Origin of the sequence: Leptobacterium meishanense (assembly GCF_037645805.1) — a bacterium.
Lineage (GTDB): Bacteria > Bacteroidota > Bacteroidia > Flavobacteriales > Flavobacteriaceae > Leptobacterium_A > Leptobacterium_A meishanense.
Window position 1 is genome coordinate 70,652 of sequence record NZ_JBBEXE010000009.1, and the last position, 21,982, is coordinate 92,633.

Annotated in this window: 19 protein-coding genes; 17 read left to right on the forward strand and 2 right to left on the reverse strand. The window is 35.1% G+C overall.

Annotated features, from left to right (window positions below; all coding sequences use genetic code 11):
- Positions 1-52 precede the first annotated feature (52 nt).
- The 3 genes from pfkA to WBG21_RS10210 all read left to right on the forward strand — a co-directional run bounded on the left by pfkA (position 53) and on the right by WBG21_RS10210 (position 2,997).
- Positions 53-1,039 (forward strand): 6-phosphofructokinase, encoded by a 987-nt coding sequence (gene pfkA, locus WBG21_RS10200; protein ID WP_340077537.1) that lies wholly within the window; start codon positions 53-55, stop codon positions 1,037-1,039.
- Positions 1,040-1,076: 37 nt separating this feature from the next.
- Entirely contained in the window at positions 1,077-2,078 is a 1,002-nt protein-coding gene (gap, locus tag WBG21_RS10205; RefSeq protein WP_340077539.1) for a type I glyceraldehyde-3-phosphate dehydrogenase, read from the forward strand.
- A gap of 61 nt (positions 2,079-2,139) precedes the next feature.
- Positions 2,140-2,997: an N-acetylglucosamine kinase gene (locus tag WBG21_RS10210; protein ID WP_340077541.1), complete on the forward strand. Its 858-nt coding sequence runs from the start codon at positions 2,140-2,142 to the stop codon at positions 2,995-2,997.
- Between the two features lie 31 nt (positions 2,998-3,028).
- On the opposite strand, the gene WBG21_RS10215 is transcribed toward WBG21_RS10210, so the two are convergent.
- Both WBG21_RS10215 and WBG21_RS10220 read right to left on the reverse strand, forming a co-directional pair.
- A complete protein-coding gene (locus WBG21_RS10215) occupies positions 3,029-3,409 on the reverse strand; it encodes a RidA family protein (protein ID WP_340077543.1) in 381 nt (126 codons plus the stop codon).
- Between the two features lie 24 nt (positions 3,410-3,433).
- Positions 3,434-6,220 (reverse strand): putative LPS assembly protein LptD, encoded by a 2,787-nt coding sequence (locus WBG21_RS10220; RefSeq protein ID WP_340077545.1) that lies wholly within the window; start codon positions 6,218-6,220, stop codon positions 3,434-3,436.
- An 86-nt stretch (positions 6,221-6,306) separates the two neighbouring features.
- Between WBG21_RS10220 and WBG21_RS10225 the strand changes: the two genes are divergently transcribed.
- From WBG21_RS10225 to WBG21_RS10290, 14 genes are all read left to right on the forward strand, one after another.
- A complete protein-coding gene (locus WBG21_RS10225; RefSeq protein WP_340077547.1) occupies positions 6,307-7,449 on the forward strand; it encodes an N-acetylmuramoyl-L-alanine amidase in 1,143 nt (380 codons plus the stop codon).
- 54 nt (positions 7,450-7,503) lie between these two features.
- Positions 7,504-8,460, forward strand: a complete 957-nt coding sequence (locus WBG21_RS10230) for an MlaD family protein (protein WP_340077549.1) — start codon at positions 7,504-7,506, stop codon at positions 8,458-8,460.
- A gap of 3 nt (positions 8,461-8,463) precedes the next feature.
- A complete protein-coding gene (locus WBG21_RS10235; protein WP_340077551.1) occupies positions 8,464-9,792 on the forward strand; it encodes a (Fe-S)-binding protein in 1,329 nt (442 codons plus the stop codon).
- A 14-nt stretch (positions 9,793-9,806) separates the two neighbouring features.
- Positions 9,807-10,253: an LNS2 domain-containing protein gene (locus WBG21_RS10240; RefSeq protein WP_340077553.1), complete on the forward strand. Its 447-nt coding sequence runs from the start codon at positions 9,807-9,809 to the stop codon at positions 10,251-10,253.
- Between the two features lie 24 nt (positions 10,254-10,277).
- Positions 10,278-11,072: a (Fe-S)-binding protein gene (locus WBG21_RS10245; protein WP_340077555.1), complete on the forward strand. Its 795-nt coding sequence runs from the start codon at positions 10,278-10,280 to the stop codon at positions 11,070-11,072.
- Positions 11,073-11,075: 3 nt separating this feature from the next.
- The gene (locus WBG21_RS10250) at positions 11,076-11,561 is read left to right on the forward strand and encodes an ABC transporter ATPase (protein WP_340077557.1); all 486 of its coding nucleotides are present in this window, start codon (positions 11,076-11,078) and stop codon (positions 11,559-11,561) included.
- A gap of 72 nt (positions 11,562-11,633) precedes the next feature.
- On the forward strand, positions 11,634-14,543 hold the full coding sequence (locus tag WBG21_RS10255; RefSeq protein ID WP_340077559.1) for a glycoside hydrolase family 3 N-terminal domain-containing protein: 2,910 nt from the start codon (positions 11,634-11,636) through the stop codon (positions 14,541-14,543).
- A gap of 12 nt (positions 14,544-14,555) precedes the next feature.
- Positions 14,556-15,683 (forward strand): N-acetyl-alpha-D-glucosaminyl L-malate synthase BshA, encoded by a 1,128-nt coding sequence (bshA, locus tag WBG21_RS10260; protein WP_340077561.1) that lies wholly within the window; start codon positions 14,556-14,558, stop codon positions 15,681-15,683.
- Positions 15,684-15,693: 10 nt separating this feature from the next.
- Positions 15,694-16,152 carry a protease complex subunit PrcB family protein gene (locus WBG21_RS10265; RefSeq protein WP_340077563.1) on the forward strand — a complete coding sequence of 153 codons (459 nt, stop codon included), beginning with the start codon at positions 15,694-15,696 and terminating at the stop codon, positions 16,150-16,152.
- Positions 16,153-16,442: 290 nt separating this feature from the next.
- Positions 16,443-16,619, forward strand: coding sequence for a hypothetical protein (locus tag WBG21_RS10270; protein WP_340077565.1), 177 nt, complete (start codon positions 16,443-16,445; stop codon positions 16,617-16,619).
- 103 nt (positions 16,620-16,722) lie between these two features.
- On the forward strand, positions 16,723-18,333 hold the full coding sequence (locus WBG21_RS10275; RefSeq protein WP_340077567.1) for a thioredoxin domain-containing protein: 1,611 nt from the start codon (positions 16,723-16,725) through the stop codon (positions 18,331-18,333).
- The gene (locus WBG21_RS10280; RefSeq protein WP_340077569.1) at positions 18,330-19,691 is read left to right on the forward strand and encodes a DUF6734 family protein; all 1,362 of its coding nucleotides are present in this window, start codon (positions 18,330-18,332) and stop codon (positions 19,689-19,691) included. The genes WBG21_RS10275 and WBG21_RS10280 overlap by 4 nt, the downstream gene beginning before the upstream one ends.
- A gap of 60 nt (positions 19,692-19,751) precedes the next feature.
- Complete coding sequence (locus WBG21_RS10285) at positions 19,752-20,603, forward strand: PDDEXK family nuclease (protein ID WP_340077571.1); 852 nt, start codon at positions 19,752-19,754, stop codon at positions 20,601-20,603.
- A gap of 2 nt (positions 20,604-20,605) precedes the next feature.
- A complete protein-coding gene (locus WBG21_RS10290) occupies positions 20,606-21,982 on the forward strand; it encodes an MBL fold metallo-hydrolase (RefSeq protein WP_340077573.1) in 1,377 nt (458 codons plus the stop codon).

The following is a 21,982-nucleotide window of genomic DNA, read 5'->3' on the forward strand; positions in this document are numbered from 1 at the left end:
TTAGAAAATTAAAATAAGTTTGGTAGTTTTACTATTCTAAAAAGAAAAAATAATGCTTGAAAGCATAAAAAAAATAGCAGTTTTTACTTCCGGAGGTGATTCTCCGGGAATGAATGCCGCTATTCGTTCTGTGGTTCGTACTTGCGCATATCACAAAATAGTATGTATTGGTATATATAGGGGGTATCAGGGAATGATAGAAGGAGATTTTAAAGAATTGAACGCTCGTAGTGTAAACAATATTATTAATAGAGGAGGAACTATATTAAAATCAGCTCGTTCACAAGAGTTTCGAACTGTTGAGGGACGTAAAAAAGCAAATGAACAACTTGTTAAAGAAGAAATAGAAGCTTTTGTGGTAATAGGCGGGGATGGTAGCTTTACCGGAGCTATGGTTTTTAATGAAGAATATGGTTTTCCGGTTATGGGAATTCCCGGAACCATTGATAATGATATTTACGGAACTGATTTCACACTTGGGTACGATACAGCTCTAAATACTGTTGTAGAAGCAATAGATAAGATACGTGATACAGCAAGCTCACATAATCGATTGTTTTTTGTAGAAGTAATGGGACGGGATGTGGGCTATATTGCATTGAATGCTGGAGTAGGGGCCGGGGCAGAAGAAATACTCATTCCGGAAGAAGACCTGGGATTAAACCGTTTGTTAGAATCATTGGAACGAAGTAGAAAATCAGGAAAATCATCCAGCATTGTAGTCGTTGCAGAAGGAGATAAAACCGGAAAAAATGTTTTTGAACTAAAAGAATATGTAGAAGACAACCTCCCTGACTATGATGTACGGGTTTCTGTTTTAGGACATATACAAAGAGGAGGTTCTCCATCTTGTTACGATAGGGTATTGGCAAGCCGAATGGGTGTTAAGGCAGTAGAAAGTATTTTAGAAGGAAAAACAAATTATATGGTTGGGGTTGTAGGAAGTGAAATAACATTGACCCCTATAGATAAAGCAGTAAAGGGACAAACTACAATTGATAAGGAATTGTTACGGGTTTCTGATATCATGTCAACATAAAAATTAAAAAAGAACGTAACTAAAAAAGGAAAAAACAATGTCAAAAGTAAAAATTGGAATTAATGGTTTTGGAAGAATAGGACGATTGGTTTTTAGGGCTACTGTAAAAAGGGCAAATGTAGAAGTAGTGGCTATAAATGATCTGTTAGATGTAGAGCATTTAGCTTATTTGTTGAAATATGATTCTGTCCATGGTAAATTTGAAGGCACTGTTGAAGTAAAAAACGGAGGTCTTATTGTAAACGGGAAAACAGTTCGGGTTACAGCAGAGAGAGATCCTAAAAATTTAAAATGGGACGCTGTTGGAGCAGCTGTTGTTGCTGAATGTACAGGAATTTTCACAACATTGGAAACAGCACAATCACATATTGATGCAGGAGCGAAAAAAGTGGTTATATCAGCACCTTCTAAAGATGTTCCTATGTTTGTGATGGGGGTAAATCATAAAAAGGTAAAAGCTTCTAATACTATAGTTTCCAATGCTTCATGTACCACAAATTGTTTAGCACCATTAGCTAAAGTATTAAATGACAAATTTGGTATAGAAGAAGGTCTTATGACTACGGTACACGCTACTACAGCTACTCAATTGACGGTAGATGGCCCTTCTCGAAAAAGCTACCGAAGTGGAAGAAACGCACTTTTAAATATTATTCCTGCGTCAACTGGTGCAGCCAAAGCAGTAACTAAAGTGATCCCTGAATTGGAAGGAAAACTTACCGGAATGGCATTTAGGGTTCCTACGGCCGATGTTTCTGTAGTGGATTTAACAGTTCGCCTTGAAAAAGAAACTTCCTATCAAGCCATCAAAGAAGCTATGAAAGAAGCATCCGAAGGGGAACTCAAGGGGATTTTAGGATATACGGATGAGTTAGTTGTTTCACAAGACTTTGTAAGCGATATACGTACCAGTATATTTGATGCGGAGGCAGGGATTCAACTTAACTCTAAATTCTTTAAGGTAGTATCTTGGTATGATAATGAAGCGGGTTACTCGAACAAGTTGGTAGACTTAGCAGAATACATTACTTCATTATAGCTAAAATAGCGTTTTTGAATTCCCGTTTAATAGGGGAATTCTTGTTTTTAATACACAAAGCATGATATTAATAGTAGATAGCGGAGCCACAAAATCAGATTGGATAGCACTTAATGATACAGGAGATAAACTTTTCATGACCCAGACATTGGGATTGAGCCCTGAAGTATTGACACGTGAGATAATTGTAGAGCGTTTAGTTAATAATTTTGAGCTTTCCAAAAACAAAAAAGAGGTTAGTCAGCTTCATTTTTATGGAGCAGGATGTGGGACACTCCGAATGCGAAACTACTTAAAAGATATTTTTCAAGAATATTTTATAAATGCTAAGATTACTGTGAAAGAGGACACTTATGCAGCAGTATATGCGACAGTGGCACCGGATGAGTATGCGATTGTTTGTATTCTGGGTACGGGTTCCAATTGTTGTTATTATGATGGCCATGAGGTTTTTCAAAAAGTGACCTCGTTGGGTTATGTTTTGATGGATGATTGTAGCGGTAATTATTTTGGCCGGCAATTGTTGAGAGACTTTTATTATCATAAAATGCCACCGAAACTCGCTGGTAAGTTTGAACAAGAGTATGATTTGGAAGCAGATGTTATAAAGAATAATTTATACAGACAGCCCAATCCGAATACCTACCTCGCTACGTTTGCCAAATTTGTTATTCAAAACAAAAATGAAGAATACTGCCAGCGGTTAATACAAAAAGGCATGCAACTGTTTATAGAGAACTCCATAAAACAGTATCAACAAGCCAAAGAGCAGGTCGCTATACATTTTGTAGGGAGTATTGCATACTACCTTCAGGATGAACTAAGAATTATTATGAGCGAGAACAATTTAAACCTAGGAAAAATTTTAAGAAGGCCTATTGATGGACTAGTTCAGCACCATAAAGCTATTTACCAATAGTTTCAAATAAAAAACAGTAATAGAAAATACGCTATTTAATTGCAATCATAGAAATTTCAACATTTACAAATTTAGGGAGGTTCCCAACCTCAACTGTTTCTCTAGCAGGTGCTGTTTCTTCATTAAAATAGCTACCATAAACATTGTTGACCTCAGCAAAGTTGTGCATGTCTTTTAAAAAAATGGATGATTTCACTACATTTTCAAAAGTCATTCCAGCTTCAGTTAAAATACCCTGAAGGTTTTTCATCACTTGTTCAGTTTCATCTTTAACTCCTGAGGAAACGAGTTCATTAGTTTTAGGGTCAATCGGTATTTGTCCTGAAATATAAAGTGTATTGCCTGCAAATACAGCTTGATTGTATGGGCCAATAGGAGCTGGGGCATCATTTGTTTTTATAATTGTTTTCATATGTTATAAATATATAATTTAGTTTTAAAGTCTTCTGTCCGGTTCTCTTCGTTTTTCCCATTTGATGTCACTCAAAATGGAACCTTTTATCCCTATAAAGAAAAACCAGGTGCCATTTTCCCTGAAAGGTTGCCAATCAAAGCTCATCCGCCAGGTATTCAGGTCTCTTTGAAAGCCCAGATTGGTGTGTCCAAACCCTTGGTTTTTTATATCATAACTTGAAGAAAACCTGATTTTCCATTTTGGAGATAGCGATACATTTCCGCTGAATTGAACCGTATTGGTAGTAATTTCCTTTTGCCGATTGGAATTATTATAATTCATAGAATACCCAATACGTAGGTCCCAGGGGATTTCCGTATTATACAATTTATTTTCCCGCTCTTCCTCATTATCGTCATCAAAACGGTTTCGTTGATTTCTGCCTAATGAAAAACTGTCTTGAAAAAAAGTTTCATCAACTTCTTCTTCTACAGATTTTTTATCATTTTTTTTATCGTCTTTCCCCTTTTGAAAGGTTTTGCTAGAAAGTGAGTAGTTTAAGGTAAGGTTGGCATTGGTCAACCGAAATAAACTACCACCATTATCAATGTTGAACACATCAATACGCCTACCATTATTATCAATAGCGTAAGGATCAAAAGTAGCACCAAAATTAACACTCATTTTATTGTTCAGTAGCTGGGTGCCTCCGGTCATTCTTAGAGGACTCCAAGGAAGTGAATCTGCAGCAATGTTGTATGAGGTATTGAAATTGAGGCTGTTGAGGATGCTAATTTTTTTGGGCTCTGTAGCTGTAGTGTCTTTGTTCTTTACTTTAGCTTCGATGGTATTACTGATGGAGATACCTATGTTATTGGAGTTCCCTCTGCTCGGAATACCAAAAATACTCCCTTCAAATCGTGTAAACTCCCGGATTTCGCCTGTTTCATTAGCTACATATTCTTCATAATATTGGTCAAATGAAGGTGTATAACCGTAACTAATAGATGGCCTCATAACATGCCGGATGGCCTGTATCTTTTTGTCTTCTCCAAAATTGAATGTACCATATAATGTAGTACCAATGCTAGCACTGAAATTATACTGTCCAAAACGGTCAAAGCCTTTTAAAGTGTCAATAGGTACTGTGTTGAGTGTTTCATCAAAGTCTCTTCTCCGGATGGTTTCAAATGTCCAAACATCATCATAGTTTGCAGATAAAGAGACACTTAGATATTTAGCCACTTTAAAGTTGGTACTTATCGGAATGGTGTGCCGAAAGCCCATTTTAGCATCATCAAACATTTCTTTTTTCAAGAAAAGGGAGTCTGTTGTTTGAATTCTGTTTTCGCCTCTTACATTGTATTGAAAGTTAATGTTCTGAAAAATCCCTTTTTTCACCCCTTCTTTCGGAGCAAAAGGAAATATACGTTCTACACTTCCTTGAAAAGTAGGAAGGATCATATTAACCGTTTCCGTATTGGTGTTTTGTGAGTGAGAAGCTGTTAAACTTAGATTTACAGCAGGGTATCCCGGAAATGTTTTGGAATATGAAATAGATGATTGCAGCGTGTTTTGCAGAAAGTTTGAGGTATTCAAGAGGTTAAGAGATTCTCTGAAGAACCGACTACTTCCCACATTTACAGATGCAGAGAAACGAGAGTTCGGATTGGCTTTAGCATCCTGGGTATGCCGCCATTGTAGATTGAATACTGTACTTTTACTGAAATCAGGAAACCCTTTTTGACTGGTAATATTGTTCTCATAACGAAAATTAAAAGCACCTGAAAAACGGTAACGCAATGCATACGTAGCCTCAGCCCTGAAACCATAACTTCCGTTGGTGAAATAATCTCCCATTAAAGCTAAATCAACATAATCACTTATGGCAAAATAATAGCCTGCATTCTGTAAAAAGAACCCTCGTTCATTAGATTGTGAAAAGGTAGGAAATATGAATCCTGATGTTCTGCTTTGTGTTAAAGGAAAATAGGCAAAAGGGACTGCAATAGGCGTAGGGACATCAGCTATATACATGTTGCTAAAGCCAGCAATTACTTTTTTCTTAGGAACAAATTTTCCTTTTCGGATACGGATGTAATAATCAGGATCCTCTAGATTTTTGTCAGTTGTTAGTTTTCCTTCTTGAAGATAGTAAACAGAATCGTTTTCTTTTTTTGTGAGCTCAGCAAAAACATTGATGTTTCCACCTCCTGCACCAATATTCACACCGCCAACACCTCCAGTACCTCCTGTTGATTGTTCTGATCGGGAGTTCCAGATCAATGCTTTTTGTGTATCGTAGTTAAAGCGTATGGAATCAGGCTCTACCACATTCCCACCTTGTTTAAAGTAGGGAGGCTGAATGTAATTTCCGGCTGTATCTTTGATACGTCCGGCATAAGCTTCATTTTTTTCATAATCTATAACAATGATGCCTGATTTTAATTCTGTATCCTGATAATACACCTCGGCTTCATTATATAGGTATATTTTTTTATCTTTTTGACTAATGCGGACATAGTCTTTTGCCTTATAATCTATTTTGTCTAATAGTAAAGGTTCTTTTTGAGGAATGGAATCTATGGTAAGGCTATCAGTTCGGACAGAATCGATGGCTACAGTATTTTGAATAAGTGCTTTTGCAGTGATTGCTGTAGAATCTTTTTCAGCTTCAATTTTTAAAGGCTGCCTCACAGGGGTTTCTTGGGCATACACAATGAAGCCAAAAAAGAATAAAATAATCGATGAAAGTATATAGTACCGTTTTGCCTGCAAAGCTTTATATCCTATTTTTGTAAAAGTATGGCTCAATTTTTGGAGAGCCAAACATACGTATATTTTTTTGTCTGTATAAATGAGCAGTTAAAATTATTTGAATCAAATAAATAACTGTGGAAAATAGTTATTATTTTATGAAGCAATTATTAAAAAAACAACCCCTTTTCGGATTACTTTTTTCATTGTTTGTTTTGTACGGATATGCACCATTGGATCCTCCGAAAAAGAAAAAATTTAAGGTGGTGCTAGATGCGGGTCATGGCGGGCACGATCCTGGTAATGTAGGAAATGGCTACAAAGAGAAAGATATAGCGCTTAAAATTGTACTCGCCATAGGGGCGTTTTTGGAAAAAAATGAAGATATTGAAGTTGTATATACCCGCAAAACGGACAAATTTGTAGACCTTTTTATGCGAGGTAAAATAGCGAATGATGCTAATGCCGATCTATTTGTTTCTGTACATTGTAATTCACACAATAGTAAAGCACATGGAACAGAAACTTTTGTTTTAGGACTCCATGCTAACCAACAAAATTTTGAAGTAGCAAAGGCAGAAAACGAGGTGATCTATCTGGAAGAAAATTATGAAACCAAATATGCAGCTTATGACATTAACTCTCCGGAGTCTGTCATAGGGTTGACCATTATGCAGGAGGAATTTCTAGATCAAAGCATAGAAGTAGCTAAAAATATACAAGATGGCTTTACAAATAAGTTGAGAAGGGTTAATAGAGGTGTAAAACAAGCGGGATTTATTGTATTGCACCAAACATTTATGCCCAGTGTATTGGTAGAAACAGGTTTTTTGACCTATAAACCAGAAGGGAGATATTTGAATTCTGCCACCGGACAGGGAGAGATGGCCAAATCTATTGCTTTTGGGATAGTAACATATAAAAAATCAATTGAAGAAAATGTAGGGAACGATTTTTCGTATGAAACAGGAGAAATTAACCCCATTACAAACGAAACAGAAACACTTTCTGAGAATAAAAATGTTCTGTCTACAGGCCTAGTAACATTCAAGGTTCAATTGGCTGCCGGTGCTACACTTCTTGAGACAAAAGCTTATAACTTTAAAGGCCTGAGCCCTATTTCAAAAGAGAAATTTAATAACATCTACCGCTATTTTTATGGAGCGGTCAACACCTTAGAAGAAGCCAAAGAACTCCAAACCAAAGCAAAGAAGAAGGGGTATACATCTGCATTTATAGTGGCTTATAAAAATGGATTACGGATAACAATAGATGAAGCGCTGAAATCAATTCGCGATTGACTTCTTTTTCATAAAAATATTTCTAAATTTGTTTAAAACGCAAAAACCCTTCATTTGAAACTATCTCGAGAAATTAAAACTGCTATTATTGTACTGGGGGGTATATTGCTTTTTGTCCTTGGTTTCAGTTACTTAAAATCAAATTCTGTATTTCAATCATACCGTACGTATTATGTTATATATAACCACGTAGGTGGGTTGGCTCCGGGAACCCCTGTTATGATAAATGGGTTTAATGTTGGGAAAATAAAAGATATCCGGTTTTTGGATGAAAAGGGACGATTGCTTGTAACATTTAATATAGAAGATGAGTTTGAGTTTTCTAAAAACAGTAAAGCAGAATTGTTCGACACCGGAATTATAGGAGGGAAAAGCATTCAGGTTATTCCTGTTTTTGATGATAGCAGAATAGCACAATCAGGGGATACACTTATCAGTTCAGTAAAACCCGGGTTGACAGAATTGGTTACACAGAAGTTAACGCCTCTACAAGAGCAATTAGGCAATATGCTAACAAATGCCGATTCATTGCTTGGAAATATTAACCAAATAATGGACGCAGAAACCAAACAAAATATAAGAGGAAGCATTGGCGAGTTAAACCGGACGATAGCTAATTTTAGGAAAGCCTCTGAAGCTATAGGAGGTATTGTAACTGACAATGAAGAAAAATTGAGGAATACATTGGATAACGTAGAAAATGTAAGCGCAAACTTATCTAAAGTATCAGACTCGCTCTCTGAAGCGAATTTAGGGGCAACTATTAAAAAATTAGAGACAACAATTACCAGTTTTAACAAAATATTGAATGAAATTGAAAAAGGAGAAGGGTCTTTAGGAAAACTTGTAAATGATAAAAAATTATATGATAACTTATCAGGTGCATCACAAGAGTTAGGACTTCTACTGGAAGATATGCGGTTAAACCCTAAGCGTTATGTGCATTTTTCATTATTTGGGAAGAAGCCAAAACCATATGAACCTCCATCAGATACGAAAGAAAACAACTAAAGCATGACAAGTTATATAGCCAGCTTAATTTTTGCCATAATCCTTATTCTAGGCATTGGGTTTTTTGTAATGAATATCAAGAAATTGATACGAAACATAAAACTAGGTAAAGAAGTGAATGCAAGTGATCACAAGGCTAAACGCTTGAAGAATATGATTATGATTGCTTTTGGTCAGCAAAAAATGATAGTGAGGCCTATAGCTGGATTGCTTCATATTATTGTATACATAGGTTTTATTATTATTAACATTGAAGTATTAGAGATCATTATGGATGGCCTGTTTGGCACACATCGTGTTTTTGCTTCTTTGGGAGTAATTTATAACATCCTCATAGGGTCCTTTGAAATATTGGCATTGCTGGTAATAGTAGCGGTTTTAGTGTTTTGGGTTCGTAGAAACATCATAAAACTTAAAAGGTTCATTAAACCTGAAATGAAAGGATGGCCTAAGAATGACGGGAATATTATCCTATATTTTGAAGTAGTGTTGATGATGCTTTTTTTAATTATGAATGCTTCTGATTATCAACTACAACAACTAGGATCAGACCATTATACACAAGCTGGGTTTTTTCCTGTAAGCCAATATTTGTTACCTATAATTGATGGTTTTTCAGAAGCCACACTTATCATGATAGAACGTACTGCATGGTGGCTACATATCATTGGCATTCTTATATTTTTGAATTATTTATATTATTCAAAGCACTTACATATATTATTGGCATTTCCCAACACGTATTTTGGAAGTTTAAACCCCAAAGGACAGTTTGATAACTTGGAAGCGGTAACCAAAGAGGTGAAATTAATGCTGGATCCGAACGCAGACCCCTTTACAGTACCTGCTGAAACAGCTACCCCTCCTGAGAAATTTGGCGCATCTGATGTACAGGATTTGAATAGGGTACAGCTTTTAAATGCATATACATGTACAGAATGTGGCCGTTGCACTAGTGAGTGTCCTGCCAATCAAACGGGGAAAAAGCTCTCTCCTCGCAAAATTATGATGGACACCCGCGATCGCTTAGAGGAAGTCGGGAAAAATATTGATAACAATAAAGGCACATTTGTAGATGATGGAAAACAATTACTAGATGATTACATAACCAAGGAAGAATTATGGGCATGTACTTCTTGTAATGCATGTGTAGAAGCATGTCCTGTAAGTATTAATCCGTTATCTATTATCATGGACATGAGGAGGTACCTTGTGATGGAGCAATCAGCAGCTCCGGTAGAATTAAACAATATGATGACCAATATTGAAAATAATGGAGCGCCTTGGCCGTACAATCAAATGGACAGGTTGAACTGGAAAAACGAAGCATGATATATTTTTAAACTATGAAGAAAGAAGAAATAGAAAAATTATTACATGAAAAGGTGGAACAGGGGTCGCATGTGAGTCCCATATTGCCTAAGGGTATAAAAAACTACCTGATTGATATTGATGGAACAATCTGTGATGATATCCCGAATGAAGCACCGGAACGGATGGCTACTGCCGAATTATACCCTGATGCTTTAGAGACGCTTAATAAATGGTATGAAGAAGGCCATATAATATGTTTTTTCACCTCTCGTACAGAGGTTCATAGAGAAGTAACGGAGCAATGGCTCAATAAATACGGTTTTAAATATCATAGCCTGTTGATGGGCAAACCCAGAGGAGGAAATTACCATTGGGTAGACAATCATTTGGTGAGAGCTACACGCTATAATGGAAAATTTACTGACCTTATAGAAAAAGAAATCACTATTGAAGTCTTTGACGATGGAAAACATGAGTAATAATTGATTATAAATCTTTATAAGATGAGCGACACAACAATTAAAGTACCTACAATGGCTGAACTGATAGCAGAAGGAAAGCAACCCGATGTGCTATTTTGGGTAGGCTGTGCAGGTAGTTTTGATGATAGGGCCAAAAAAATAACAAAAGCGTTTGTAAAGCTTCTTAATAAAGCGGAGATATCTTATGCAGTATTAGGTACTGAAGAGAGTTGTACCGGTGACCCGGCCAAACGCTCAGGAAATGAGTTCTTGTTCCAAATGCAGGCTGTAACCAATATAGAAGTGCTCAACACTTATGAAGTGAAAAAAATAGTTACAACATGTCCGCATTGTTTCAATACATTGAAAAATGAGTACCCCTCATTAGGGGGCAATTATGAAGTAATGCACCACACTCAATTCTTAAAATCGCTTATAGACGAGGGAAAACTGTCTGTTCAAGGAGGTGCTTTCAAAGGAAAACGGATCACATTTCATGACCCTTGCTACTTAGGAAGAGCTAATAATGTATATGAGGCCCCAAGAGCACTTATAAAAAAACTAGATGCCGAATTGGTAGAAATGCGTAAGTGCCGCAAAAATGGGCTTTGCTGTGGAGCAGGAGGAGCCCAAATGTTTAAAGAGCCTGAGAAGGGAGATAAGGATGTCAACATAGAGCGAACAGAGCAAGCATTAGAGACACATCCGCAGATTATTGCGGCGGGCTGCCCGTTTTGTAATACCATGATGACAGATGGCATAAAAAACAAAGAAAAAGAAGCTGCTGTTCAGGTACTGGACGTAGCAGAATTAATAGCAAATGCAAATGACCTATAGTATATGTTAGTAACATTTGATACTTTACCAGATTCATCAAGAATATGGATATATCAATCCAATCGAAAATTTTCTGATATTGAGATAGCCGAAATAGAAAAAAAACTAAAAGTGTTTCTTGAGGAATGGACTGCTCATGGAGCTAATTTGCAAGCGTCGTATCAAATCAAATACAATCGTTTTATCATCATTGCTTTAGATCAAGACCTACAAGCGGCTACAGGTTGCTCTATTGATACATCGGTCCGTTTCATTCAGCAACTGGAGCAGGAATACAATATAGATTTACTCGATAAAATGAACGTATCTTATAAGCAAGGGGAATACATAACTTATAAACCGTTAATTGAATTTAAAAAAATGGCTAAAAACAAAGCTGTTTCGGGTAATACTATTGTGTTTAACAATCTGGTTGCTAATAAAGGAGAGTATTTAAAACATTGGGAAGTCCCTGCTAAGGAGAGTTGGCATTCCCGATTTGTTAAATAGTCCTAAAAAAGCTGTTTTTTCAACAAGTCTTTTTAATTTCAATTTCTGAAGGTGTTTATGACAATCCAAACAATGCGGTACTTTTTAATATTTGTGGCAATATTCTATCTACATGAAACTGTAGCACAAGTACATCCTTTAGTAACGAAAGATTCATTGGCACAGAATGAATGGGTAGATAGCCTATACAACACAATGACATTGAAGGAGAAAGTGGGACAATTGTTCATGATAGATGTTTTCTCAGAAAAAGACACATTGCATACCAATCAAATAAAAAGAAATATAGCAAAATATCATATTGGGGGAGTTATATTTTCAAAAGGAGGCCCAAAACGACAGGCCAAGCTTACTAACGAGTACCAAGAACTTTCTAAAATACCGCTTCTTATTGCAATGGATGCTGAATGGGGATTGGCGATGCGGCTTGATTCAACCTATGCATACCCATGGAACATGACACTTGGAGCAGTTAGCGATAGTAAATTGATAAGAGAAACAGGTTATCAAATAGGGATGCATGCCAAACGATTAGGGGTCCATATTAATTTTGCTCCGGATATTGATATCAATACCAATCCTGATAACCCTATCATAGGCAATAGATCATTTGGAGAAGATAAGGAAAATGTTACCCAAAAAGCGTTAGCTATCATGAAAGGCATGCAAGAAGCAGGAATTATAACCTGTGGGAAGCATTTTCCGGGACATGGGGATACAGATCAAGATTCACACAAAACACTACCTACTGTATCTTTTACAGAAGCACGCATTGACAGTGTAGAACTTTATCCATACAAAAAACTTATTAAAGAAGGGTTAGAAAGTGTTATGGTAGCCCATCTTAATGTACCTGCATTGGAAATGCGAAATGGCTATCCTTCATCTATTTCAGAGAATATTGTCACCAAACTTTTAAAGGAAAAAATGGGATTTAACGGCCTCATTTTCACAGATGCATTAAACATGAAAGGGGCCACAAACTTTACAGTTCCCGGAGATATAGACCTGGCAGCTTTTTTGGCAGGGAACGATGTATTGTTAATACCGGAAGATTTACCGAAAGCATTTGAAAAAATGACAACTGCATATCAGAATGGGATCATATCAGAGGAACGGTTGGCACATTCCGTAAAAAAGATATTACAGACAAAATATAAAGTAGGGCTTCATAGTTATCAACCAATTAAAACAACCCATTTAATAGAAGACCTAAATACCATACATGATGAGTTATTACATGAAACGTTGGTAGAAAACAGTATAACTGTTGCAAAAAATAAATTGGATTTAGTACCTGTGAGGAGCTTAGAAATAAAAAAAATAGCCTATGTGCCTATGGGAGATGACGATGGAAGCCATTTTTTAGATGCGCTAAAACGATATACACGTGTAGATAAAGTAACTGCAAACAGGCTTGATGAACTCCTAGAAAAGCTTAAACACTATAACCTGGTAATTATCGGCCTTCACCGTTCTAATGCAAACCCATGGAAATCGTATAAATTTTCTAACAAAGAGCTTACCTGGCTTTATGAAGTTGCTAGAAACCACAATGTTATATTAGATGTTTTCGTAAAACCATATGCTTTAAAAGATATTATTTCCCTCAGTAATATTGAAACAGTTATTGTAAGTTATCAAAATAGTAAAGTAGCTCAGGAAAAATCGGCACAAGCCATATTCGGAGCTATTCCTTTCAAAGGGATATTGCCGGTGTCTGTTAACGAAGAGCTTCCTGTTAATTTGGGGACAACCACTAACTCACTATCAAGGCTTCGGTATGGAATTGCAGAAAGTGTGGGAATAGACGGAACTTTTTTAAAGTATATAGACACTATTATGGAACGTGCAATTGACTCCATGATACTTCCCGGGGCTCAGATATTAATAGCCAGAAAAGGGAAAGTGATCTATGATAAAAATTTTGGTAATACAACGTATGATTCAGGAGAGAAAATAAAATCTGACCATATATACGACCTGGCATCATTGACCAAAATTTTAGCTACCTTACCAATGGTAATGAAACTAGAAGAAGCCGGAAAAGTTTCACTTCAATCGCCTTTAAAATCATTTTTTCCAGCGGCTAAAGGAACCAACAAAGAAGACATCCAATTGCTTGAAATGCTCTCTCACTATGGTAGGTTTAGACCATGGATACCATATTACTTAAATACGTTAGATTCGATAACAAAAAAACCTTCGGGAATTTATTACAGAAAACGAGCTGACGAATTTTATACTACAAAGGTTACAGGAAACTTATACCTCAGAAGCGATTATAAAGACACTATTGTCAATAGGATATTAGAGAGTGATTTACTGGGGAGAAAAGAATACCGGTATAGTGATTTGCCATATTACTTGCTTAAAGAATATGTAGAAAGAGAATATAAAAAACCGTTAGATGTCTTAACTCAAGAATACTTTTACAGTTCTTTGGGAGCTAATAATACTACATATAAGCCATTAGAAAAATTCCCAAGCAATAAAATTGTCCCTTCAGAAGAAGACACGTATTTCAGGTATCAACCTATTCGAGGATATGTTCACGATATGGGAGCGGCAATGCAGGGAGGTGTAGGAGGGCATGCAGGATTGTTTGGTAATGCCAACGATGTTGCTAAGATTATGCAGATGTACATGCAAGGAGGGTATTATGGAGGGAAACGGTATTTCAAGACAAGTACGATAGACCGTTTTAACACATGTTATTTCTGTGAGTATAACAACAGGCGTGGCGTAGGGTTTGATAAGCCTCAATTAGAAGAAGAAGGGCCTACCTGTGGATGTGTTTCTATGAACAGCTTTGGCCATAGTGGTTTTACGGGAACGTATACATGGGCAGACCCCGAGAAAGAAATAGTTTATGTATTTTTATCAAACAGGACTTATCCAACTGCTGAAAACAGAAAGTTGATAACGGAAGGCACCAGAACGGTAATACAACAAATTATTTATGATGCTATCATAGATTAATTAAATCAAAACATGAAAATAGCTATAGTATGCTACCCTACCTTTGGCGGTAGTGGCGTAGTTGCCACTGAATTAGGAATTGCTCTTGCAAATAGGGGACACGAAGTTCATTTTATTACATACAAGCAACCAGTAAGATTGGCATTTTTAACCAAGAATATTCATTTTCACGAAGTTCATGTGCCTGAGTACGACTTATTTCATTATCAACCATATGAATTGGCTTTGTCGAGTAAACTGGTAGATATGGTAAAACTGTACAACATTGAATTATTACATGTACACTATGCCATTCCACATGCGTATGCAGGCTATATGGCAAAAAAGATGTTACAAGAAGAAGGGATTACACTTCCAATGGTTACTACATTGCATGGTACAGATATTACACTTGTTGGCAATCACCCTTTTTACAAACCGGCGGTGACATTTAGCATCAATAAATCTGACATTGTTACTTCTGTTTCCAAGAGTTTAAAAGAAGATACGCTACGATTGTTTGATATTAAAAAAGAAATTGAAGTTGTACCCAATTTTGTAGATGCAAGAAAATACAGTAAAGAATTTACAGATTGTCAGCGAGATATGATAGCAGATAAAAAAGAAAGAATCATTACTCATATAAGCAATTTTAGGAAAGTAAAACGTATTCCGGATATCATCCATGTATTCAACAAAGTGCAACAACAATTACCCGCTAAACTTGTTATGGTAGGTGAAGGACCTGAAAAAGAGCATGCAGAATATTTATGTGATACCTTAGGGATAACAGATAAGGTACTTTTTTTAGGAAATAGTAGGGAGATAGACAGGATACTCTGTTTTTCTGATTTGTTTTTATTGCCTTCAGAGAATGAAAGTTTTGGTTTAGCCGCCCTAGAAGCTATGATAAACAGTGTACCTGTAATATCTAGTAATACTGGAGGGATTCCAGAGGTAAATAAACATGGAGTAACAGGATTTCTCAGTGACGTAGGAGCTATAGAAGAAATGGCACAGAATGCTATTTACATACTGAAAGATAAGGAAACACTAAATCGTTTTAAAACAAATGCAAAACAGGAAGCACTAAAATTTGATATTGACACTATTGTTTCTTTGTACGAACAGATTTATCAAAAAGCATATGAATTAGCATAAAATAAACAAAATGAAAGTATTAGTTACGTTTATTATAATATCAATCCTTTTTTTTGTGACTAAGGAAGTGAATAGTATTGATGATCAACAAACATACCCATATAAGCTTATAGTACAAGATGTAATAGGTGGACCGGAAAACCCACAAATACTGGTAATTAAAGAACCTTCATTATTACAAGAGTTTTATGCAAAAATCAATATGACCCGTAAACCCGGATTGGCTGTCCCAAAAGTAAACTTTAAGAAAGAGACCATTATTATATTGTGTATGGGACTCAAAAAAACCGCAGGATACCAATCAAAGATTAATACTATAGAAGAACAAGAAGATACGATCATAGTTTATGTAGAAGAAATAACACCTGCTAAGGATGATTTTGTGCCAACTGTTATAACACAACCCTTTAGTGTATATAAAATACCTAAAAAAAATAAAAAGATTGTTTTTAGAAAAAAAAATAATTGATCTTTAGAAGGTATCACCACACTTCACTTTTATACTCCTCTATTTTTTATATTAACTCTTATTTTAAAATTAAAAAATTTCTTAATTTTTAATTATTCTTAAACTGATATAAATTACTGCATTCACGTATTTTTTATATTGATAAAAGACAACTTCAAAATAAAATTAATTATTACATTTGATTGTAGGAAAAAAGCTAGCAATTAACCTATATTTTAATTATTTGACATGCAATATGGGGGAAGCCGAAAAGCCAGAATAGAGTAGGTGTAAACATTTAATTTTTAATTATGAAAATTAGTTTAAAAGATTTAAAAAGCGGTCTTAAAAGAGATGAAATGAGAGCCGTAAGAGGAGGCTGCGGAGGCGGCGGACTTAACAAGTGCTGTTGGAAAGGAACCAATAACTGTAGCACATGTACCAGTGGTACTATTTGTGTAGAAGGTGCCGAGCTAAGAGCATGTTAATTTAGCATTTTTGGGATTCCTTTTCAAAAGAGAGGAATCCCTTTTATATAAAATTCATATACCTAAACTATACAATAGAATATTAATATAAACAGTTCCTCTAATGACAGATGACTATAGTTTTAACTTTGTGTTTAAGTATATGGAGCATGAGGTCATTCCTTATGATGCTTCCGAATTTTTATTTCAAATAAAATCACATCCTGATTACCCAACATTATTATCAATATCTGATACATTGACATTTTTTAATATCAATAATGGGGCTATTAGGTTGGATGTTTCAAAGCTTGACTTACTACCAGATCATTTTATCGGTTTATTAAAGGAGGCTAATGACGAATCTCAACTTTACTTTATAAATAGAAAAGAAGACAAGTTCGTCATTATGAAAGAGAAGACATTGTATGAAATTGACCGAACGACACTTGAAGAACGGTGGTTAGACCTTGTTTTATTAATAGAAGCCCCTAAAGAGGAAAAAAAGACCAGCAAAAAAAGATCAAACTACTTTTGGTTTCTACCTTCTCTGTTTTTCGGAATTTTATTAGCTACACTATTTCAATCCACAAATGATTTCTTCATTTTACTGTTTTTTATTTTACCTATTACAGGGATAATGCTATCAATTGCCGCATTAAGAGAGTTATTTGGAGCAAAAAATAATTTTATAACTGCTTTTTGTAATGTTACTTCATATAACAGCTGTTTTTCTGTAGTGTCCTCTCAAAAATGGAGCATTTTAAAGCATATTAATTTTAGTGATTTAAGCATTGTGTTTTTTGCAAGTCAACTTTTTGGGTTGTTGTTATTTTTACTTGCAGATAATATAGATCGTTTTTTTGATATTCAAAAAATTATTGTCTTAGGAGCTGTTCCAATCATACTGTTGTCAATATATTATCAAAAATTTGTAGAGAAGAAATGGTGCCCTATATGTTTGATGATCGGAAGTATTATTATTATAGAAGCAGTGTACCTGCTACTTTTTTTTGAGAATCAATTCATAATATCCTATAATGCAACAATACTATTCAGTTTTGTATTTACTGGAGTTATATTGGTGTGGATATTGATGAAGAAAAGTCTGCTAGAACAAAAAGAACTAAAAGAGTTTCAATTGAAGGCCAATCGTTTTCTGAGAAATTATGAGGTTTTTAGAAATTCATTACGCTCGGGGGATAAAAAAGAAACACCAACAAAGAATGTGATTTTCATGGGAAATCCAGATAGCGAAACTCAAATTACAGTAATTACAAATCCTTTCTGTGGACATTGTAAAGAAGTACATGAAATTCTAGATACGGTTTTAGCAAAATATAGAGACCGTATAGCTATTAAAGTAATAATCAAAACAAACTTTGAATTAGATAATGAGGAAACCAAAGATTTTTTCAGGACATTAATGACCAATTACTTGGAAAAAGGAGAAAAAGAATTCAATAAATTATTGCGACAGTTTTTTATATCCGGGAACATAAAAGAATGGTTAAACAAGCATAAATATGCTATAACAGAGAGGAATGAAGTAGATAACATATATAAGGCCATGAACCAATGGTGTATAAACAATAATATAAACTATACGCCGGCTATATTTATTAATGGATATGAGTATCCCAAGGCCTATGAGAGGAAAGATATCGTATTTTTTATAGAAGATTTGATTGAAGATGAAGCTATTAAACAAGATTATAAATTACAAGAAGTATGAAAATTATTCAAAGCTTCTGGACTGCCGGGATCAAAAACATAGCTCAAAATAACTTTGGTTGGGTTTCATCAAAATATAATTTAATAAGTTGGGTATTAAGTGCTAATCAGCTAAAGAAATATTATAGCAAGGTAGAATTATATACGGATGCCCTTGGGGCAGAAATACTAATAGATAAGCTCAAACTACCCTATTCAAAAGTTCATATTGTTTTAGATGATTTAAGTTGCTACCATAATGAATTGTGGGCTATCTCTAAAATAAAAACATATTCATTACAAGAAGCACCTTTTTTGCATGTTGATGGCGATGTTTTTATCTGGGACAAATTCCCGGAGACACTTATACAAGCTCCTATCATTGCCCAAAACCTTGAAAAAACTACCAGTTACTATCAATTAATGTGGAAAGGGATAAAAGACAATCTTTTATACATACCTGTTGAATTAGAGTCGTTTAATAATACAAATTCAGGTTATGCATGTAATATGGGCATTGTTGGAGGAACAGACGTAACATTTTTTAAAACATATGCAAATAAAGCCATACGTTTTGTAGATAACAATAAAAAATCTTGGGATAGAATAAGCAAGAGCAACTTCAATATTTTTTTTGAACAGCTTTTATTTTATGAGATGACAAAAAGCAATGATAAAAAGGTTCATTTCTTGTTTGATGAAGTGCCTTCAGACAACGAATATATCGGTTTTGGTGATTTTGACAAGGTTCCGGAACAAAGAACATATTTGCACCTACTAGGGGGGTATAAGCGAGATTCCTACACCTATAAAGCAATGGAAGATTATGTAATAACCCATTATCCAGAATATTATAAGAACGTGATTGAAATAGCCGGAGAAGCACCCATTTTTAAAAAATCAGGATACAATTTCTCAAAACAAACAAACAAGCAATTGGTTAAAAACTTCATGGATAAAATTCATAAAGAGAAAACAAACATCACTGAACATTATTTGTTAGCCAGGGATTTGACCTCTATGGAAATAATAGCAAATATTAGTGAGATACTAGCAAAAGAAGAGGAAACATTTTTTTATAAACTCCCATGTAATGAAATTTTTAAATTGGGTGATCAAAAAGGGATAAGAAGAATTGACAAATTCGGAGACAGCTATAGTTTTCTTATAGATGACATTGATGAAATTCTTTTAGCAACAACAGCAAAGCCAATAAATTATAACAATTTAATTAAGTTCCTTAAAACGTATTTGGATGAGGATGTAACAAATGCCCATATGGAAGCTTTTGTACTCATGATACGTGAAAGGATCATTTTCTTTCTATCAAGAAAGATACTTTCTGTGATGAAAAATTATCATACAAAATTACCTGTATAAATAACAAAAGGAGCAAGATTGTTTTTTTGTAACTTTCGCCTTTATCTATGTATAAATAAAGTGAGAGAAAAACAATCTATTAATATTATAAAGGCATCAGGGGAACGAGCAAGTTTTTCTATTGAAAAATTAAAAAAATCACTATTAAAAACCGGGGCAAGTGAACTACAGGTAAATGAGATTATTGATCACATAATTACCAACATAAGAGAGGGCAGTACTACAAAACAAATCCATAGAGAAGCGTTTCGATTACTAAAAAGGAACAAGCCACACTATGCTGCTCGATATAAACTCAAAAAAGCTATATATGAGCTAGGCCCTTCAGGCTTTCCTTTTGAGCATTATATAAGTGCTATATTTTCTCATTCTGGCTATGATACAAATGTTAGTGAAATTATAAAAGGGCGGTGTGTAGATCACGAAGTAGATGTTTTAGCATTAAAAAACAGATATGCAGAACTTATTGAGTGTAAATTTCACTCTAAGAGAGGTTACCATTGTGATGTTAAAATCCCACTATATATCCAATCGAGGTACCTTGACATTAAAGAAGCATGGCATCCGTCACAATATAAAAACAGTGAATTGAACAAAGGTTGGGTGGTTACTAATACACGTTTCACTAAAAATGCTATTGATTATGGAACTTGTGCGGGACTTGAATTATTGAGTTGGGATTATCCAGATAGGAATGGGTTAAAAGACAGGATAGATGCTGTTGGGCTTTACCCTGTAACTACATTAACATTGATTACAAATGTAGAAAAAAAGGCAATTCTTGCAGAGGGTATAGTATTGTGCAAAGAACTCTATGACAGGCATGGCTTATTGGATAAAATAAGAGTATCAAGAATAAGAAAACAAAAAATTCTATCAGAATTAAGGCACTTATGCAATCTTAATCATTAACAATGGAGAAAATCAATGTTCATTTTTGGGGAGGTGCACAAACAGTAACAGGTTCTAAAATCCTTGTAGAAACCCCACAGCACAATGTTTTGATTGATTGTGGGATGTTTCAAGGATTAAAAGAGCTCAGACAGAAGAATTGGGACTATTTACCGTTTGATGTTTCACAGATACATTCTGTGTTATTGACCCACGGGCATTTAGATCATGTAGGTTATTTACCAAGGCTGGTTAAACAAGGTTTTAAAGGAAGAATAATAGGGACACCCCCAACATTGCGGATAGCAGAGATTATACTGAGAGACAGTGCAAAAGTAAATGAAGAAGATGCAGAGAGGGCAAACAAAGAACAGTACACAAAACACCATCCGGCCAAACCTATATATGACACTTTAGATGTAGAGAAAACATTGCGTCATTTTGAACCAAAAGAATTACACGAAACAGTACAGTTATCGGAAGATGTTTATTTTAAATTTTATTATAATGGGCATATTATAGGTGCTACGTTTATTGAACTTACTGTATTTGGAAAGGTCTTTGTCTTTTCAGGGGATATAGGAAGGGAAAAGGATGCATTATTATACCCTCCCGAGAAACCTGTAGAAGCAGATTATCTTTTCATTGAGAGCACATATGGAAACAAAAAACACCCTAAGGAGGATTTAGAAAAAATACTAAAAACACTTATAGAAGAGGCTATATATACCGGAGGGAGCATTATTGTGCCAAGTTTCACAGTAGAACGGGCACAATTACTCATACACCTATTGTGGCAATTGTATAAAAAAGGTAAAATCCCAAAAATCCAGGTAGTGATGGATAGTCCGATGGGGGAGAAAGTGTTGGGCGTTTTCAAGGATTTTTCAAAATGGCATAAATTATCAGAAGTAGAATTTACCGAAATGTGCCATTTTATAGAAGTGATAGAACATTATAGTGAAACTTGGGAGACTATAGATGACCCAAGGCCTAAAGTTATTATTGCAGGCAGCGGGATGATTACAGGAGGAAGGGTTTTAACCTATTTAAAACAACTTATTGACTTGCCTGAAACAAGTGTCCTCTTAGTTGGCTATATGGCAGAAGGGACTCGTGGTCGTGACCTTCTTGATGGGATAAAAGAAATTAAAATTCATGGGAAATATTTTCCTGTAGCAGCAAAAATTTCATTAGTAGAAAGCTTGTCAGCACATGCAGATCAGGATGAGTTGATAGAGTGGCTTAGTACTGTAAAAAATATTCCTGAGACGGTTTTTTTGATACATGGAGAAACAGAAGGACTAGAGTCATTAAGCTTAAGAGTAGAAGAAATCTACAATTGGAACACCTATATTCCTAAGCTTTATGAGACCTATACAATTCATATAGGTACTTAG

Coding starts and splice junctions, on each gene's coding strand:
- pfkA (WP_340077537.1), top strand. CDS start 53: ATGCTTGAAAGCATAAAAAAAATAGCAGTTTTTACTTCCGGAGGTGAT.
- gap (WP_340077539.1), top strand. CDS start 1,077: ATGTCAAAAGTAAAAATTGGAATTAATGGTTTTGGAAGAATAGGACGA.
- WBG21_RS10210 (WP_340077541.1), top strand. CDS start 2,140: ATGATATTAATAGTAGATAGCGGAGCCACAAAATCAGATTGGATAGCA.
- WBG21_RS10215 (WP_340077543.1), bottom strand. CDS start 3,409: ATGAAAACAATTATAAAAACAAATGATGCCCCAGCTCCTATTGGCCCA.
- WBG21_RS10225 (WP_340077547.1), top strand. CDS start 6,307: ATGAAGCAATTATTAAAAAAACAACCCCTTTTCGGATTACTTTTTTCA.
- WBG21_RS10235 (WP_340077551.1), top strand. CDS start 8,464: ATGACAAGTTATATAGCCAGCTTAATTTTTGCCATAATCCTTATTCTA.
- WBG21_RS10240 (WP_340077553.1), top strand. CDS start 9,807: ATGAAGAAAGAAGAAATAGAAAAATTATTACATGAAAAGGTGGAACAG.
- WBG21_RS10245 (WP_340077555.1), top strand. CDS start 10,278: ATGAGCGACACAACAATTAAAGTACCTACAATGGCTGAACTGATAGCA.
- WBG21_RS10250 (WP_340077557.1), top strand. CDS start 11,076: ATGTTAGTAACATTTGATACTTTACCAGATTCATCAAGAATATGGATA.
- WBG21_RS10255 (WP_340077559.1), top strand. CDS start 11,634: ATGCGGTACTTTTTAATATTTGTGGCAATATTCTATCTACATGAAACT.
- bshA (WP_340077561.1), top strand. CDS start 14,556: ATGAAAATAGCTATAGTATGCTACCCTACCTTTGGCGGTAGTGGCGTA.
- WBG21_RS10265 (WP_340077563.1), top strand. CDS start 15,694: ATGAAAGTATTAGTTACGTTTATTATAATATCAATCCTTTTTTTTGTG.
- WBG21_RS10270 (WP_340077565.1), top strand. CDS start 16,443: ATGAAAATTAGTTTAAAAGATTTAAAAAGCGGTCTTAAAAGAGATGAA.
- WBG21_RS10275 (WP_340077567.1), top strand. CDS start 16,723: ATGACAGATGACTATAGTTTTAACTTTGTGTTTAAGTATATGGAGCAT.
- WBG21_RS10280 (WP_340077569.1), top strand. CDS start 18,330: ATGAAAATTATTCAAAGCTTCTGGACTGCCGGGATCAAAAACATAGCT.
- WBG21_RS10290 (WP_340077573.1), top strand. CDS start 20,606: ATGGAGAAAATCAATGTTCATTTTTGGGGAGGTGCACAAACAGTAACA.